At 48.5% G+C, this 15334-nt stretch carries 15 protein-coding genes and 4 tRNA genes; 11 read left to right on the top strand and 8 right to left on the bottom strand.

The window, feature by feature from the left end:
- Positions 1–2 precede the first annotated feature (2 nt).
- Positions 3–911 (bottom strand): transporter, encoded by a 909-nt coding sequence (locus tag BST96_RS17965; RefSeq protein WP_085760019.1) that lies wholly within the window; start codon positions 909–911, stop codon positions 3–5.
- Between the two features lie 379 nt (positions 912–1290).
- Between BST96_RS17965 and BST96_RS17960 the strand changes: the two genes are divergently transcribed.
- The 3 genes from BST96_RS17960 (at position 1291) to BST96_RS17950 (ending at position 5494) form a co-directional block, all read left to right on the top strand.
- Positions 1291–2715, top strand: coding sequence for a VOC family protein (locus tag BST96_RS17960; protein WP_085760018.1), 1425 nt, complete (start codon positions 1291–1293; stop codon positions 2713–2715).
- A gap of 168 nt (positions 2716–2883) precedes the next feature.
- A complete protein-coding gene (locus BST96_RS17955; RefSeq protein WP_085760017.1) occupies positions 2884–3849 on the top strand; it encodes a universal stress protein in 966 nt (321 codons plus the stop codon).
- A gap of 58 nt (positions 3850–3907) precedes the next feature.
- Entirely contained in the window at positions 3908–5494 is a 1587-nt protein-coding gene (locus BST96_RS17950) for a cation:proton antiporter family protein (RefSeq protein WP_085760016.1), read from the top strand.
- A 6-nt stretch (positions 5495–5500) separates the two neighbouring features.
- Here BST96_RS17950 and BST96_RS17945 read toward each other — a convergent pair whose 3' ends face one another.
- The gene (locus BST96_RS17945) at positions 5501–6346 is read right to left on the bottom strand and encodes a substrate-binding periplasmic protein (protein ID WP_169714037.1); all 846 of its coding nucleotides are present in this window, start codon (positions 6344–6346) and stop codon (positions 5501–5503) included.
- A gap of 154 nt (positions 6347–6500) precedes the next feature.
- Between BST96_RS17945 and BST96_RS17940 the strand changes: the two genes are divergently transcribed.
- The 4 genes from BST96_RS17940 to BST96_RS17925 all read left to right on the top strand — a co-directional run bounded on the left by BST96_RS17940 (position 6501) and on the right by BST96_RS17925 (position 8404).
- Positions 6501–6680 carry a hypothetical protein gene (locus BST96_RS17940; RefSeq protein ID WP_085760014.1) on the top strand — a complete coding sequence of 60 codons (180 nt, stop codon included), beginning with the start codon at positions 6501–6503 and terminating at the stop codon, positions 6678–6680.
- Positions 6677–6871 (top strand): carboxymuconolactone decarboxylase family protein, encoded by a 195-nt coding sequence (locus tag BST96_RS17935; RefSeq protein WP_085760013.1) that lies wholly within the window; start codon positions 6677–6679, stop codon positions 6869–6871. Before BST96_RS17940 ends, BST96_RS17935 begins: the two co-directional genes overlap by 4 nt.
- A complete protein-coding gene (locus BST96_RS17930) occupies positions 6868–7401 on the top strand; it encodes a carboxymuconolactone decarboxylase family protein (protein ID WP_085760012.1) in 534 nt (177 codons plus the stop codon). The genes BST96_RS17935 and BST96_RS17930 overlap by 4 nt, the downstream gene beginning before the upstream one ends.
- Before the next feature lie 109 nt (positions 7402–7510).
- Positions 7511–8404, top strand: a complete 894-nt coding sequence (locus BST96_RS17925; RefSeq protein ID WP_085760011.1) for a hypothetical protein — start codon at positions 7511–7513, stop codon at positions 8402–8404.
- 80 nt (positions 8405–8484) lie between these two features.
- On the opposite strand, the gene BST96_RS17920 is transcribed toward BST96_RS17925, so the two are convergent.
- The 5 genes from BST96_RS17920 to BST96_RS17900 all read right to left on the bottom strand — a co-directional run bounded on the left by BST96_RS17920 (position 8485) and on the right by BST96_RS17900 (position 10900).
- The gene (locus BST96_RS17920; RefSeq protein ID WP_085760010.1) at positions 8485–9978 is read right to left on the bottom strand and encodes an FAD-binding oxidoreductase; all 1494 of its coding nucleotides are present in this window, start codon (positions 9976–9978) and stop codon (positions 8485–8487) included.
- A gap of 273 nt (positions 9979–10251) precedes the next feature.
- A tRNA-Leu gene (locus BST96_RS17915) sits at positions 10252–10338 on the bottom strand.
- A gap of 73 nt (positions 10339–10411) precedes the next feature.
- Positions 10412–10485: transfer RNA gene (locus BST96_RS17910), tRNA-Cys, on the bottom strand.
- Positions 10486–10504: 19 nt separating this feature from the next.
- A tRNA-Gly gene (locus tag BST96_RS17905) sits at positions 10505–10579 on the bottom strand.
- Between the two features lie 235 nt (positions 10580–10814).
- A tRNA-Ser gene (locus BST96_RS17900) sits at positions 10815–10900 on the bottom strand.
- 166 nt (positions 10901–11066) lie between these two features.
- On the opposite strand from BST96_RS17900, the gene BST96_RS17895 reads away from it, so the two are divergent.
- Positions 11067–11711, top strand: a complete 645-nt coding sequence (locus tag BST96_RS17895) for an MBL fold metallo-hydrolase (RefSeq protein ID WP_085760009.1) — start codon at positions 11067–11069, stop codon at positions 11709–11711.
- A 24-nt stretch (positions 11712–11735) separates the two neighbouring features.
- Positions 11736–12095, top strand: coding sequence for a hypothetical protein (locus tag BST96_RS17890; RefSeq protein WP_085760008.1), 360 nt, complete (start codon positions 11736–11738; stop codon positions 12093–12095).
- On the opposite strand, the gene BST96_RS17885 is transcribed toward BST96_RS17890, so the two are convergent.
- A complete protein-coding gene (locus BST96_RS17885) occupies positions 12092–13438 on the bottom strand; it encodes an MFS transporter (RefSeq protein ID WP_085760007.1) in 1347 nt (448 codons plus the stop codon). The genes BST96_RS17890 and BST96_RS17885 overlap by 4 nt on opposite strands.
- A 139-nt stretch (positions 13439–13577) precedes the next feature.
- Between BST96_RS17885 and BST96_RS17880 the strand changes: the two genes are divergently transcribed.
- The gene (locus tag BST96_RS17880) at positions 13578–14639 is read left to right on the top strand and encodes an SMP-30/gluconolactonase/LRE family protein (protein ID WP_085760006.1); all 1062 of its coding nucleotides are present in this window, start codon (positions 13578–13580) and stop codon (positions 14637–14639) included.
- Positions 14640–14693: 54 nt separating this feature from the next.
- Positions 14694–15323: a TetR/AcrR family transcriptional regulator gene (locus tag BST96_RS17875; RefSeq protein ID WP_085760005.1), complete on the top strand. Its 630-nt coding sequence runs from the start codon at positions 14694–14696 to the stop codon at positions 15321–15323.
- Positions 15324–15334: the final 11 nt, after the last annotated feature.

Below are 15334 nucleotides of genomic sequence, written 5' to 3'. Positions count from 1 at the left end.
GCTCACCACATATAGGCAAAACTGGCCAGCAAGCTTTCAATATCGGCGCCGGTGTCTTCTTCGGTGCGGGTGCTGACATAAGCGATATTAATGCCAAGGGTGCGGCTGATCGGGATGGCGCCGCGTAAGCTCCAGCCGGTATTTTGTTTGGTATCGTCTTTGCTTTGGCCATTCAGTGTGCTTTCACCACCATAATCATAGCCAGCACTGGCACTGACCCACAGGCCGGGGCGGAAGGTATAAATCAAATGGGCATGGACAATATAGAGCGGGTCCTGTTCGAGTTTGTTGCCATCAAAAAACTCGTCATTATCAAAAAAGAGTGAGGCTTCCGTGGTGGCTTCAAGGGTCCACGGGCCGTGTTGGCGTGAGATACCCAGTTGTGGCCGGAGCACATAGCGATTACCCCCCAGATTCAGTAAGCGTTTGTCGTGATAGTCGCCGGTGGGTAGGCGCAGCACCAAACCAAAACCGACAATGGTGTCATTGCTGTTAGCGGCTCGGTAAGCTGCGAAGTCTTTACCCTGTAAAGCGGGTGCACCATAGAGATTGCTGGAAAAGCGTACAAAGGTATCGGTAGGGCCGTTGCGTGTGGCTTTAGCCGGTTCGTCTTGTAGTAGCCCGGTCCATTCTGCTTCCTGATAGCCCTGAGTGATATCGATGCGTGCTGAGCGATCAAAAAGGGCAAAGGTATGAATATATTTTCCCAGCCATAACTCTGATTCCATCTCGACATCGGCGAGTTCCAATACCGGGTCAAAATTAATATCTGCCTCGACATAGGCATAACCCATGCCGCCAAAATTAAGCCCGGTAGGCAGATGGCTCCATTGCCGTGGCGATAGCTCAAGGGCCAGGGTATAGCTACAAGAGAGGAGCAGTGAAAACGCAATAAGTGTGCGGCTTATCATTAATACTGGCCTGTATGGCGGTTGGGCAAAGTGATTGTTATGGTTTGCAGCGTACTCTACTTGGAAGCTTGGCGCTAAGCAATCGGTGGATATGCTAGCTGATTAACAAAAACGGGCTTTTAAAAGAGGGGAATACTTGGCATTATAACCGTGCTATTTAATTCGCCTGACAATAATAATAAGCGTGATAGCGATAACCGATCAACCATCATATACGTACTACCCTTAGCCCAACATTCGGCCTGTGCGCCTATAGGTTTGGCCAAGGCTTTCTAAGAAGCAAATTTAGCATTGGAGCTTTATACGTCACGAGGGATTGCGGCGTAATGTGTTCGATAGAAACGTATGATAACGATATAAAATATACGTAGGAGCATCCATGAGAAGCATCAAGTTTGAACACTTTTCCACGGCAGCATTAATGCTGTTATTAACCGCGCTGGCCGGTTGTACCACCGGTATAGTCAAAGACTCAAACGGCGTTGCCGTTGCTGGCGTTGCAGTGACGGCCTATGGCCAATGTGCTGGTGAAGGTTGTGAAGCCAGCCAGGTAGAAACCGCTACACCTGCAGGTTTATTAACCGGTTACCAAACCAGTAGTGATAGTAATGGCCAGTACTTTTATGACCCCTATGGGGAAAAAGTGGCGGCTGAAGAAGCGATGACAATCGCTGCAGCCGAAGGTAGTGACACTTATCAGTTGCAATATAGCCAGGCCGGTTATCAGGATGTTTGGTTGGATTACACACCCAACTTCCAGCAATACAGCAGCGACGGTCAGCAGTATTTGATTACCGGCGTACCCGAGGTGTATCTGTGTTTAGACGGTGCAGCGGATAGCGATGGTGACGGCATCTGTGATGATGCAGAAGCTCAGTACGGCACCGACCCACAAAACGCCGATAGCAATGGTGATGGTGTCTATGATGATCAGGCGCTATTTGGTTCAGGCTCACCCTTTGCCACTAATCTGCGTGCATTGCTGCATTACAATATCAATGTCAGTGATTTTGAAGCGTCTAAAGCGTTTTACCAGTTGCTCGGCTTTAGCGTTCTGTTAGAGGTAGATGTTGATGTGCCTGATGCGGCTGAAGCCCAGGGTCTTAACTTAGCCCCTTATAGCTTAAAAGCAGCGCCAATGATTCTGGCTGACGGTTTTATTATTGACCTGATTAAGTTTCATTCGCCCTATGATGATACCGCGCCCCATAGCGATATTTACTCTCTGGGTTTAGCAACGCTAAGCTTAAAGACCGATAATATCCAGGCGGATATGGCCACCTTAGAGGCTAATGGTATTGGCTATAGCATCCTGTTTGGCAGTGAAACCAACCCTGTCACTATCCAGTTTGCAGACCCTGATGGCACCGTTATTTTACTGTCACAGGTGTTTGAAGATAAGGGCTTAAACAGTTCCGGCGAGACGTATGTGCACGGTGTGTTTTCAACCAATATTAATGTTAGCGATCTCGCTGTCGCTACCGCCTTTTACCAGCAGGCAGGCTTTCGCCTAATTGGTGAAAATAAGGGTATTGCCACCTTGGGTTTACAGGACGGTCGTCACTTTACTCTGACTGAATCAGACAGCGAAGACCTGGCCTATGAAGACGTGAACCACTTGGGTATTGCTCGTATTGCCATTGAAACCAGCAATATCGACCAGGATATTCAAGTGCTGGAAGCAGCGGGTATCGAGTTCTATACCTCAGAGGCGATTATCCCTTCGGGTCCTTTAAGCATTCTACGTTATGTAGCATTTGAAGACCCCGATGGTACCGTGATTGAATTGGTAGAGTACAACTAAGCGCTAGTTAATTGACCTGCGCAAATAATCAAAGGCTCTGGAAACAGGGCCTTTTTTTTCGGCTGTTATCTGCTGAGTTATAACAAGCTGGCATGGACAGCGTATAAGCATTAGAATCAAAGCCTCAGCAAGGCTAAATAGCCAGTATCACTTTAAAGGGTAAAGATTATGTGGCGCCCCAGTAATATTCTTTGTATCCATTCATTTGAAGATAGCAATCAGGACGCTGTGCAGAGAGCGATTGCGCTAGCGAATAATTTGCAGGCAAAGCTGACTGTTGCAACCTTTATCCCCTTGAGCTCTGGCAAGCTCGCCGCTTTTTTTCAAGGCGACCCGGACCAGTTGATGATTGATGAGCGTGAGCAGGCATTGCAGGCAATAGTAGAGCCGTTAAAAGGCTCGCTGGATATTCAATGCAGTGTGATTAGTGGTACGACCTACCAGGAAGTGATCCAACACGTGTTGGCCAATGACTATGACCTGTTATTAAAGACCGCCGGTGACGAGGCTACCAAGAGTAAGCTATTTGGTGGCTATGATATGGGGCTGCTGCGTCAGTGCCCTTGCCCGGTCTGGTTGCTTAAGCCCAATGTAAAACCCGAGTATAAAAGCATAGTGGCTGCCATCGACGTAAAAGATGACTATCCTGAACATGAGCAGGCCACCCGGCGTGAGCTGAACCTTAAGGTACTGCAAACGGCGTATTCTTTGGCGCTGGCCGAATCAGCCGACCTCCATGTGGTGTCAGTATGGTCTGCCGAGCACGAAGGGGCGATGCGCTCCTCCGGTTTTCTGAAACGGCCGGATGATGAAGTGGATAGCTATGTCGAAGGTATTAAAAATAACTACCAGAAAAACTACGACTCCTTGCTGGATGAAGCCAAGGCATTGGTGGGGCCGGGTGTAGAAACCTATTTAGAGCCGCAAATACAATTAATTAAAGGTGAGCCCAGGCAGTTAATACCGGACTATGCCAATGATGTTAATGCGGATCTTGTGGTGATGGGCACTGTAGCTCGCACCGGTATCCCCGGCTTTATTATGGGTAATACCGCTGAAAATATTTTAAGCGGTTTAAGTCAATCCGTACTGGCCATCAAACCCACCGGTTTTACCTCGCCGGTTACAGCCTAAGTTGTCATGTTAGTTATTGCCTTGCCGGTCTCTGCTATGGAGTGTGCTGAATAGCCTTATGGATTATCTCTGGATAGTCATTGCGTTTTTTTTCGGCTTTGCTGTCAAGCAAATTAACCTGCCTCCGCTGGTCGGCTATCTGCTGGCTGGCTTTGCCTTAAATGCTTTTGGCTATGTTCCTGATGGTAGCCTGGAAACCCTGGCCAACTTAGGGGTAACGTTGCTGCTATTTACCATCGGGTTAAAAATTAATATCAGTACCCTGATTAAGCCCGAAGTGCTGTTTACTGCGATAGGCCATACCCTGATCTGGTGCCTCTCGCTGATTGCCATTAAGTGGCTTATTCTGGTGGGTCTGGGTTTTGGCCTGAACAGCGCGTTAAACCTGCCACTGGAAACAGCTTTACTCGTCGCCTTTGCCTTAAGCTTTAGTAGCACCATCGGTGTTATCAAGCTATTAGAAGATCAGGATGAGTTAAAAACCAAGCACGGCAATGTGGCCGTCGGTATTTTGGTAATACAAGATATTCTGGCGGTGATATTCCTGGCGGTGGCAACCGGGCAAATACCCACAATATGGGCCGCCTTACTGCTGCTGTTTATTCCGGCCAAGCCATTGATTAATCGCCTGGTTAAAAAAGCGGGACACGGTGAACTATTACCCTTAACCGGCTTTGTTTTGGCGTTGGGGGCCTCTGAAATCTTTGCCCTGGTTAATATCAAGGCTGATCTGGGGGCATTATGTATGGGGATCTTACTGGCCAATACCCATAAAGCCACCGAGCTGTATAAATCATTAATTATCTTTAAGGATTTATTTCTGGTCGGTTTCTTTTTATTGATTGGCTTGTCTGCCTTGCCGACCGCTGAAATGTTAGTGACGGCACTCTCGATATCCACCTTATTAATATTTAAGTTTCTTTTATTTTGGGTGTTATTTCTGTTCTTTCGTATGCGTCCACGCAACGCTTTTCTCAGCGCCATCACCCTAAGCAGCTTTAGTGAGTTTGGTTTGATTGTGGTGAAGATGGCAGTCTCCAAATCGATGATTGATGATGAGTGGTTAGTGATTATTGCTTTGGCAGTGACGTTCTCATTAATTATCAGCAGCATTATTTCCAAATTTTCGCATTCGATTTATGCCCGTCATAAAGTCTTTATCAATAGCCTGCAGTGGCCTGGCCAGCAGGTGACGTTGGTATTAAATACCAGCGTCCATGCCAAAATTTTAGTGATTGGTTTGGGGCGGGTAGGGACAGCCACCTATGATTCGCTGGCTCAAACCAGTCCGGGTAGCGTCATCGGTATCGAGGCTGATGAAGACAGGGCCAAGAGGCATCAGCAAGCGGGGCGAGAAGTGATAACCGGTGATGGCGAGGATGCCGATTTTTGGGCGGCGATTAATTTAACCGATACTGAACTGATTATGCTGTCTACTCCCAGCGTGCTTGAGATGATGTTTATTATTGAGCAAATAAGGCTAACCGACTTTAAGGGCAAGATTGTGTGTATTGCCCGCTTTGACGATGAGCGACAGCAACTGCTTGATGGTGGTGCCGATGTGGTGTTTAGCTATTTTGCTGAAGTCGGTAATGGCTTTGCGGAAGAGGGCAAAAGGCTGCTGAGTAATAACGCAACAGCCTGACCGCGCTTAGCGGCTGCTTGATACTGTTAGGCAGCCTTTATCCTTGATCCAATAGCGCACGCTATCAAGGATTAAATAATCCAGATAACCGCTGACCTCATAGCGTTGAATTAGCCCATCTATTTTTTTTAATTGCGCGGCATGGGCTGCTGTATTTTGGGTGTATAAATAAAATCTGGAAGTGACGCCTACTTCTATAGATGAGAAGCGCAGCTGTTGAACAACATCCAGACTTTTTGCCAGATGGTGAACCGTATGACGGTCTGTTATCCAGTAGTCAGCCCGTCGTTGCGCAATATCCATTAAGGCTTGCTCCATCGAAGGCGAGGCTTTAATTGATAGCTTAAGACCCTGCCGGCTTAGGCCGTTAATAATATGTTCCGGGTTTACCGCGACACCAGTGAGTGACTCCAGCGTTTTTAATGAGTCTATATTTGCAGCGGTACTGCTTTGCACAATGGTAGGGCGATTTCTTAGGACCACTTGAGACCCCATTAAGGCCCGTTTGTTTTCAGCGGTTAAGCTTGGGCTGGCGATGGTAAAATCGGCATCGCCATTGAGTACCATGCCTGTTGTACCCTGCATCAGTTCCAGCAATGACGACGCGGGAGGGGCTTCAACAAAAACTGGCTCACGGCCAAGGTCAGTAGCAAGCCGTGTATAGAGATCACTAAGTACACCGCGGAAGTTATTGCTACAGTGGTTAAACCATCGATAGGGGGGGAGTGGTTCTGTGCTGCGGTGGTCAATAGCAAAGCGCAGCGGCCCCTGTGTTTGGGCACTGCTGTTGCCTACCAGGCAGAAGCAGTAGATCATCAGCAGTAAGATGTAATGGCTAGTTAGCTTACACATAGTGATATCTTTAAAGCGCATTGATGGCTTTGATACAGGCATAATGCCAAATTGCCAGACGTTAATCACCCTATTAGTGAACCACCGGACGGTTCTAACGTATATACTTTTTTCGTGTTATTTATAAACCTGATTTAATAAAAAAGGATTGAGCATGCTATCAACTGATACATTTCATCGCATTGCGTCGTTGCAGCCAGATATTGCTGCGCAATTGCAGCATATAATGCAGCTGGCTCCGCAGACAACGGACGCCGAGTTATTAAGCCTGTGCCGCAGTTATATTGATGCTGCACTACAGCGTCAGGATTGGACGCCCCGGCTGGCAGTTTGAGCGCTAAAGAGCAGGCTTTTATTGCCTTTACCGAGCAGTTTATTGTGTCGGTGGGGACGATGACTGATGAGCAGGTACAGCGCTTACTGGCATTTGCCAGCGCCGATGAAGTTTATGCCTTTGTTAATGCGCTCTATGTGACCGATATGTCACGACGTCTGGAGCTGGTAGCTGGGAGGGTTTTAGGATGAGCGTACAAACACCCAGATTAGCTGAATCAGAACTGACCCCCGGAGTTGCCGTCAACGGCCCGCTGGAACAGGCGATTGCCAATTTCGCGGCCGCTGTTGTCAATGCCAAAACAGTGGACCCGCTGATTACCGAGTTAGTACGCTTACGCTGTGCGCAGACTCATGACTGCCGGCTATGCGGTTCATTGCGCAATCAGGAAGCGCTGGACGAAGGTTTTGATGAGATAATGCAGCGTAAAATTGCCAGCTATGAAAGCAGTGATTTTAGCCCTGAGATTATTGCCGCATTGCGATTATGCGACGCGATGATACTGACACCCGCCGATGCGGATACCGCGCTAAAAGAAGAGCTGCAGCGCTATTTCTCACCGGAACAAATTGCTGAAATTTGTCTGGATGTTATGAAGTGGAGCCAACAGAAAGCCTTAGTGGCGCTGCGGGTTGAAGCGCCCCCCTGGGATGAGGTGACCGTGCTGACCTTTGATAAGCAGGGGAATCCAGGATTTGGTGGCCCCGCGTATAAAAGCTAGCGGTGCTATATTTTGGTCCGCGGCCAATATCTGCTATCTTGAAACCAGACTATAGCGTTTGCGGATACTGTGAGCGTATAAAAACAATGAAGTCAGCTGGATGATAACTATGAATATGATAAGACTATCGCTCGCTTTAATCCTGTGTTGCTGCCACTGGGCAGTGGCTGCTACAGCAGCAGAAAACAACAGTAAGCTGCACTTAAACTGGTCCTGTGATAACGAGTACCGCAAGCAGGGTGATCAATGTGTTGAAATCGAGTTACCCGACAATGCCTATGCCAGTGGCGAGAGCTGGACCTGTGATAATGGCTACCGCCAACAGGGTAATAGCTGCGTTGCTATCGAGCTGCCTGAGCATGCCTATGCCAGTGGCCCAGGCTGGTCCTGCGATAGAGGCTACCGCCAGCAGGGTAATGGCTGTATGGCTGTTGAACTACCCGATAATGCCGATAGCAATGGTGCAACCTGGTCCTGCGAGAATGGCTATCGTCAGCAGGACAAGCAATGTGTCGAGGTTGAAATCCCGGATAATGCCTATGCCGAAGGTTCCTCCTGGGCCTGCGAGAACGGCTACCGCCAACAAGATAATCAATGTGTCGCCGTCGATAATCTACCCGATAATGCTTATGCCAGCGGCCCAAACTGGTCCTGTGAGAGCGGCTATAGTAAACAGCAAAATCAGTGTGTAGCGCTGGAGCTGCCCGATAATAGTTATGCCAGCGGCGAAATGTGGTTTTGTGATAATGGCTACCGCAAGCAAACAGGGGAGTGTCTGGAGATTGAAGTGCCAGATAATGCCTATGCCGCAGGGGCAAGTTGGTATTGCGAGAATGGTTATCGGCAACAGGGCAACAGCTGTGTAGCGATTGAGGTGCCGGATAATGCCTATGCCGCAGGACCAGGCTGGTCCTGTGAGAATGGTTACCGCCGCAATCAGGGGCAGTGTGAAGCCATTGCTATACCAGATAATGCTTCGGCCAATGGTATCAATTGGTTTTAAGTTAAGTGCCAGAGAGATAGATGGCCTTGGCAATACGTTTGCAGACCAGTCAACAAAAGCAGTCGTGAAGCAGGACGGCTTTACGCTTTGGGTTTTATATTCGCATTTAACCTGAACATATTGTTGGGGTCATACTGCGTTTTAATTGCCTGCAAGCGATCAAAGTTAGCACCATAAGTGCCCCGTACTTTCTGATCAGTAAAATCATAAGCAGCATTAACGTAGAAGCCTTTGGTATGAGGCTCGACTTTTTTCCAGAGTGAACGCATATTGGCGACGTTTTCTTCGCTGTCTTCTGGTTTTTTCCAGCTGCCTGCAATCATGCAGTCAGAGTGAGCGTCACGGTGGGCAAAAGCGGTCTCGTTATTGCCCACTCTGGAGATCTGCCCACCCAGCATGGTGATTAAGCCGGTAAAGCTACGTTTGGGGTGGGGTTCAGCGATCTCGGTATAGGTATCGATAAGCTGCGGTGTAATACCGTGGGTAAAGCCGGATTTCATATAGTACATTTGGCCACGGGGCAAACGGCCGTTGCGGCCTTGTTCATCCATATAGGTTTTGGGTCCCATTCTATCCATCATCGGTTTCATCGAATGGCGCAGCGGTGCAACCAGCTTTTCACCGGCGGCGATATCGCCGATATAAGTCAACCCAATTGAAATAAACCCACTGTTCTTTTTACCCCCTTTGGGGACGACATAGACCAATGCGGCAGACAGTTCATCCGGGGCAGTCTGGATAAAGTCGGCAAACATGGTGAGCACATCTTTGGCGTGTTTAACGGAATACATCAGTTGGCCGCCATAGATAGTCTCAGGGATACTATGCAAGTTATATTCAAAAGAGCTGACCGCGCCAAAGTTGCCGCCGCCACCTCTCAGTGCCCATAGCAGGTCCTGGTTTTGCTCTTCACTGGCTCGAATAAAGCGGCCATCGGCGGTGATAACATCGGCGCTACGCAAATTATCACAGGCCAGCCCGTGCAAGCGGCCCAGTCGGCCAAAGCCTCCACCCAGCGTTAAGCCGGCGGCACCCGTGTCAGGGTCGGTTCCCATCGTGGTTGCAAGGCCAAAAGAAGTACATTCATAATCAAATTCCCCGAGCAAAGTACCCGGTTCAACACGCGCTGTTTTGTTAAAAGGGTCAACATGCACGCCAACCATTTTAGACAGGTCTATTAAAAGGCCGCCATCACAGGTGGACTTGCCTGACATACTATGGCCGCCACTTTTGATAGCGACTAATAAGTTATTGCTACGTGCAAAATCTACAGCCCGTTTTACATCTGAAGGGTTGCCACATTGAGCGATCAGCCCCGGAAATTTATCAAAGGCACCGTTCCAGATTCTACGGGCGCTGTCATAGCCATTGTGCCCGGGCAATAAGAGCGGCCCATGCATGCTTTTACCAAAGTCTTTAACAATGCTGCGAGGCAGAATAGTTTCTTTACCATTGCTTTGTATCGCGTTGACATCAGCAGTTACTTTGGCAATGGATGCCAGAGCAGGGTTGGTAAATGTACCTGCGGCAACAGCGGCGGATAGGGTAGATAGGCAAAAGTCACGTCGTTTCATAGGGGTAACGGCTTATTATTGTAGGGTTACTTAGTGTGCCTAAATTAGCAGCGTTTTCCTAGTGCCGGGGTTTGTACTGAAAAAGGTCTGACGGCTTTATGGGTGAGTGAGGCTGCTAGGGGTCTATAGTATGTCTTTTGTTGCAGATAGAGGGTGTAATCCTCACCACTGATTGATAGTCTTTTATTGGCACTGAGTTGCTGTTTTAGGTGTTTTTTTCGTATAGAAACACAATGAGAAAGTTGTTGTAAGCTTCTGATCTATATGGATAATTGGTGCCCGGGGCCGGACTTGAACCGGCACGACCGTGAAGTCGGGAGATTTTAAGTCTCCTGTGTCTACCAATTCCACCACCCGGGCTTATCGAGAGGTTGTTTATCCACGGTGGTAGCCGTGCTGCTTAGGCTTGAACCTTAAGCTTTTTAACAAGCAATGGAGGCGCGGGTCGGAATCGAACCGGCGTACACTGAGTTGCAGTCAGCTGCATGACCACTCTGCCACCGCGCCTTAAGCTTGCTGTTAAAAATGGAGCGGGAAAGGAGACTCGAACTCCCGACCACCTCGTTGGCAACGAGGAGCTCTACCACTGAGCTATTCCCGCACTATTTCTAACTCTTCCAGAACAGGGCATGATTGTAGTAACCAGTGGCTGTCAAAAAGAGCGCCTATTCTAATGGCTGCGCTTTTAGAGTCAAGAAAAGCCTGTGCTTCTGGTGAAAATACCTGTTTAAGCCTTTGTTTTTGGTCAGTTTTTAAGCTGAGAATGGCGAAGAGCAGTTGGCAGGGCTGTGCTGGATACAAAAAAGCCCGGTCCAGGACCGGGCTTTTCTTAAATATGGCGGTGAGAGAGAGATTCGAACTCTCGAAACTTGCGTTTACACACTTTCCAGGCGTGCTCCTTCAGCCACTCGGACACCTCACCAATTGGGCTGCTTAAGCGGTGACAGGCACCGGATTAAGAGGGCCGCTAATGTACTGGAGAATGGGGTCAAAGGCAACTAAATCAGTGTTTTAAAAGGTCTTTTTTGCGGCTAAATTGCTGCTTGTGCTATTCTCAGCGCCCAAATCCAACGTGACCGAGTTTTTCCATGAAGTGTGCCATTGTTCCCGTAACCGCCTATCAGCAAAATTGTTCTATCCTGGTCTGTGAAGCCACGAAAAAAGCGGCCGTAGTAGACCCCGGCGGTGATTTAGAGAAAATTGAAGATGCCCTAAAGCAGCTGGATGTAGAGCTTGAAAAGGTGTTTTTGACCCACGGCCATATGGATCACTGTGCTATTGCCGATGATGTCCGCAAAAAGTACGGCGTGATTATAGAAGGCCCACACGAAGCGGACCGCTTTTGGATTGATAAATTACCCGAATGGTGCGCGATGTCTGGTTTCCCCCATGCCGATGCTTTTGAGTCTGACCGCTGGTTGGTTGAAGGGGATACCGTGCAATTTGGTAACCAGACTCTACAGGTTAGGCATTGCCCAGGGCATACACCGGGTCATGTGGTGTTTTTCCACCCCGAGGTAAAAGTGGCGATTGTGGGGGATGTCTTATTCCAGGGCTCTATTGGTCGTACCGATTTCCCAATGGGCAATCATGATGATTTGCTGACCTCGATTCGTGAAAAACTCTGGCCGCTAGGCGATGATGTGTCTTTTATTCCTGGCCATGGCCCAACGTCAACCTTTGGACAGGAGCGCCAAAGCAATCCTTTTGTTGCTGATACCCGGTTTGGGTAGCAGGGCAAATAACGGAGCCTACTGATGCCGGTAACGACAGCGCGCTGGGTTTTATGGATTGGCTTATTAGTGATTTTGCCATTTCCATTTTTTGCCGATAACTGGGTTTTACTGCCCATTATTAATTTGTTGAAGGCATTATTGGTTTTTGACATCCCCCTTAGCAGTGCGGCAGTGTTATTAATGCAGAGCTGTCTGGGGAGTTGGCTTTGCTGGCTGTTGGCGTTAGCTTATGGTCATTGGTCTGGGTCATGGCCAGCAAAAATTCGAGGTTCTATTGTCGGCCTGCTATTGCTTAGCGCGATCATTATCTTATCGTCAGTCGACGTTTATATCCCGTTGACTTCAGGCTCGGAGCGGCTGACTTTTTTAGAGCTTTATTAAATCGCCTCGGCCGAAGCAGGTCGATCTTTAAAGCGCAATACCACAATCCATAGTCCTAGCAGGCAGGCGAAAATAGCAACGCCCCAAATAACGGTAAGCGATTGTGTTAGGCTGGCGCCGATAAAGTTACCATGATTATTAATGGCCCCACCCAAACCTGCAGATAGCCCGATACCCAAAGAAGCAGCAATACCATTGGCTGTTGACGTCGCACCTTCTGCACCGGCTTTAGTAAAGTCCATCGAGGCGGAAACAACCGAGTTAAAGGCGATACCCATACCAAAACCCGCTATTGCCCAGCCCAGGTATATCACCCACAAAGGCATTGTTGGAATTAGCAGACTGGAAACCATCACCAGCCCAACTAAAACAATCACCATACCTCTGCCAAGGGATTGCGAGAGTGCCCATGTTTTTGATAACCGTGCCTGCAAAAACGAAGCGGCAATCCAGGTGACGGCGCAGGAGGTAAAGACAAGTCCTGTCACTGAGCTGCTAAGCCCCCTGACTTCAATAAGCAATAACGGCATAAAGAGCTCCATGCCATAAAAACTGTAAAACATCAGAAAGTGCAGCATGACAGCTGCAGCAAGCCCGGCCCTGGCTACGATAAAGCCTTCGGGCATAGCTTTGAGTAAAGGCCGCCAGAGTATCCATGCCGCCACTGGTATTAGCAGCCAACTCCAATCAATATTACGCGCTAATACGGTAACCAGTATGGCTGCTCCTAACGCAATACGGCAGGCACCCCATAGCGCTCGACTGGAATTTTTGCTGTGATCGATCTCGGTTTTACTCAGCGGTAGCAGGTGAGGGTAGAGTAATAGCCCGGCTATAAAGACAAAGGGAATTTGGATAAGAAAGATCCAGTGCCAATCCAGATAGTCGATCAGGTAGCCGCCAATGGTCGGTGCCAGTAATGAAGGGACTAGCCAGGCCGAGTCTAACCAGGCCACCATCTTCGGGCGATCGGTGGAAGGTATCGCGATATTGGTAACAGCAAATGCAACGGTCCAGCTAATGCCTCCGCCAAGCCCTTGCAGGCAGCGGGCAAGGATAAACTGGTTCATATCTTTGGCAAGCATCGCCATAACCAGGCCTGCCAGAAACAAGCTATAGCCAAGAATAAAGATCTTTAAGGGGCCACGCTTATCAGTACTGGTACCACCCCAGACGCCGCCGATCAGTGAGGCCAGTATATAGCTGGCGAGGCTAACACCATACCAATCGCCACCGCCCAAATCATTGACAATCGTTGGCAGGGCAATGGTCAGCACTAATTCATCAAAGGCATGCAGTGATACCGCAATAACCAGTCCGATTTTTAAGGGGCGATGGCTCATAGGAAAGGGGCTATAGCTATTAATAAATCTTAAATCATCCGTTGACGGAAGGCTGGTAGACTAACAGACAATACGGTATAAAACCGCTAACTTTCAAACACAATGTTAAAAAACGTGTTAAAAAATATAGGTTGAACCCATGAAGAAAATCCTGCTGTCTTTGTTACTTATTGTTGTCCTGTTTTCCCTCTGGTCCTATAACGCAATGGATGGATTTGACACCGTGGAGCCCCATTTTGCCGGTAGCTGCGAGGTGGTAAGGGGTGAAGGCAGTGCAGAGGATATTGAAATAGACCATCAGGCGGGTGTGGCCTTTATCTCGGCCAAAGATCGGTTGGGGGCGGCCAGCTCCGGTGACAATAACGGCACGATTACAGTCTATGATTTGGCTGCGGCCAAAGACCGCTTTGAGATGGAACCGCTACAGGGCATGGATGACTTCTCACCTCACGGTATCAGTCTTTATCAGGCGGAGGATGGCCGCCGCCGGCTCTATGTGATTAACCATCGGGCGACTGGGGAAGAGACCATTGAGGTATTTGATGTTGCAGCTGATCATTCCTTAAACTTTGTAAAAACGCTGCGTGATCCCTTATTCTTTTCCCCCAATGATTTAGTCGCGGTGGGCTGGGACCAACTCTATATCGCCAACGACTCGGGTGCTACCAATGGTTTTGAAACCGGTATGCAGATGATGGGCTTAATGGATATATCGACCATTGTGTATTTTGATCAAGACCGGGCTACGGTTGCGATTGATAGTTTTCCAACCTCGGGTGGCATTAATAGTAGCAAGGATGGCAAAACACTTTATATTGGCGGCACATCAAGTAAGAGTCTGGAAGTCTATCGACGTGACGTGAATAATGGTGCACTCAGTTTTTTACAAAGCTTTGACCTGAAGATGGGTGTGGACAATATTGATGTTGCGGTAGATGGCGCCGTTTGGGTTGCAGGCCACCCCAAGGTGATTGATTTGATTGGCCACTTTGCCAGCCAGGGTGAAAAGCCAGCGCCATCACAAGTGTATATTCTCCCTCTGGATACCATGGCAAATGATGGTAGCTTGGCTGCACCAGTAGACATCTTTACCAGTTTGGGGGATGATCTTTCTGCCTCCAGTGTGGCAGCTGAGCATCAGGGTAAATTTTATATCGGCGGTATTACCCCTAAAAAAATGCTGGTATGCACACCGGGCTAAATCGGTTTATTAATTTAGCCGCTCCTTGTTGGTAGAACTTTTGACCGGGTACTTATGACAAAGTCTCGAAGTAACAATGTTGTTTCCATTAAAAAGGCGGTAAAGGCTGATACTGGCAGTGCACGAGAGAAGATTATAGATGCCCTGGTTGCGTTGATTACCGAACAGGGCTTTGTTGCAGCGACTAATCGTCGGGTTGCAGAGTGGGCCGAAGTTTCTCAAAGCACTGTGCAATACCATTTTAGTACCAAGGCGCGCATGTTTGAAGCGGTGCTGCAACGCTGCCATGCAGAATTTTTACAGCTTGTCGACAATGATGCTTTGTTGTCAGGCCGGTTGGAAGCTCGAGCCAATCTGTTTGTGGTGCTATCCTGGCGTCACTATCAAAGCGCTCTCTATTTAGCCACTATTGAAATTTTAATGGCTACCCGCAGTCAGCGTGAAATAGTAACGCTGACTCAGTTAACAGACCATCAGGCAGTTGAACAGCGGCAGCGTATTCGCGAAATATTTCCTGAGTGCCAATTAGATGATAGGGCGCTGGCTGAGGTGCTGACGTCTACCCATGTGTTTCTTACCGGCCTAACGGTTGAAACTATTCTTGAACCGAAGCTGGTCAATATTGGTGGTTACCTCCGCCGCTGCACACGCGCCATGGTGGTGATGTTAAAAACACCGGTTTAGTTTTATTGTCA

The organism is Oceanicoccus sagamiensis, assembly GCF_002117105.1.
Lineage (GTDB): Bacteria > Pseudomonadota > Gammaproteobacteria > Pseudomonadales > Dasaniaceae > Oceanicoccus > Oceanicoccus sagamiensis.
Note: the sequence above shows the minus strand (reverse complement) of the source record. Positions and strands in the feature narration are given on the sequence as shown.

What these genes read in the sequence shown, in the direction of transcription:
- BST96_RS17880 (WP_085760006.1), top strand. Translation starts at nt 13,578, where the DNA reads ATGAAGAAAATCCTGCTGTCTTTGTTACTTATTGTTGTCCTGTTTTCC.
- BST96_RS17950 (WP_085760016.1), top strand. Translation starts at nt 3,908, where the DNA reads ATGGATTATCTCTGGATAGTCATTGCGTTTTTTTTCGGCTTTGCTGTC.
- BST96_RS17940 (WP_085760014.1), top strand. Translation starts at nt 6,501, where the DNA reads ATGCTATCAACTGATACATTTCATCGCATTGCGTCGTTGCAGCCAGAT.
- BST96_RS17955 (WP_085760017.1), top strand. Translation starts at nt 2,884, where the DNA reads ATGTGGCGCCCCAGTAATATTCTTTGTATCCATTCATTTGAAGATAGC.
- BST96_RS17890 (WP_085760008.1), top strand. Translation starts at nt 11,736, where the DNA reads ATGCCGGTAACGACAGCGCGCTGGGTTTTATGGATTGGCTTATTAGTG.
- BST96_RS17925 (WP_085760011.1), top strand. Translation starts at nt 7,511, where the DNA reads ATGAATATGATAAGACTATCGCTCGCTTTAATCCTGTGTTGCTGCCAC.
- BST96_RS17930 (WP_085760012.1), top strand. Translation starts at nt 6,868, where the DNA reads ATGAGCGTACAAACACCCAGATTAGCTGAATCAGAACTGACCCCCGGA.
- BST96_RS17920 (WP_085760010.1), bottom strand. Translation starts at nt 9,978, where the DNA reads ATGAAACGACGTGACTTTTGCCTATCTACCCTATCCGCCGCTGTTGCC.
- BST96_RS17960 (WP_085760018.1), top strand. Translation starts at nt 1,291, where the DNA reads ATGAGAAGCATCAAGTTTGAACACTTTTCCACGGCAGCATTAATGCTG.
- BST96_RS17885 (WP_085760007.1), bottom strand. Translation starts at nt 13,438, where the DNA reads ATGAGCCATCGCCCCTTAAAAATCGGACTGGTTATTGCGGTATCACTG.
- BST96_RS17875 (WP_085760005.1), top strand. Translation starts at nt 14,694, where the DNA reads ATGACAAAGTCTCGAAGTAACAATGTTGTTTCCATTAAAAAGGCGGTA.
- BST96_RS17965 (WP_085760019.1), bottom strand. Translation starts at nt 911, where the DNA reads ATGATAAGCCGCACACTTATTGCGTTTTCACTGCTCCTCTCTTGTAGC.
- BST96_RS17945 (WP_169714037.1), bottom strand. Translation starts at nt 6,346, where the DNA reads ATGTGTAAGCTAACTAGCCATTACATCTTACTGCTGATGATCTACTGC.
- BST96_RS17895 (WP_085760009.1), top strand. Translation starts at nt 11,067, where the DNA reads ATGAAGTGTGCCATTGTTCCCGTAACCGCCTATCAGCAAAATTGTTCT.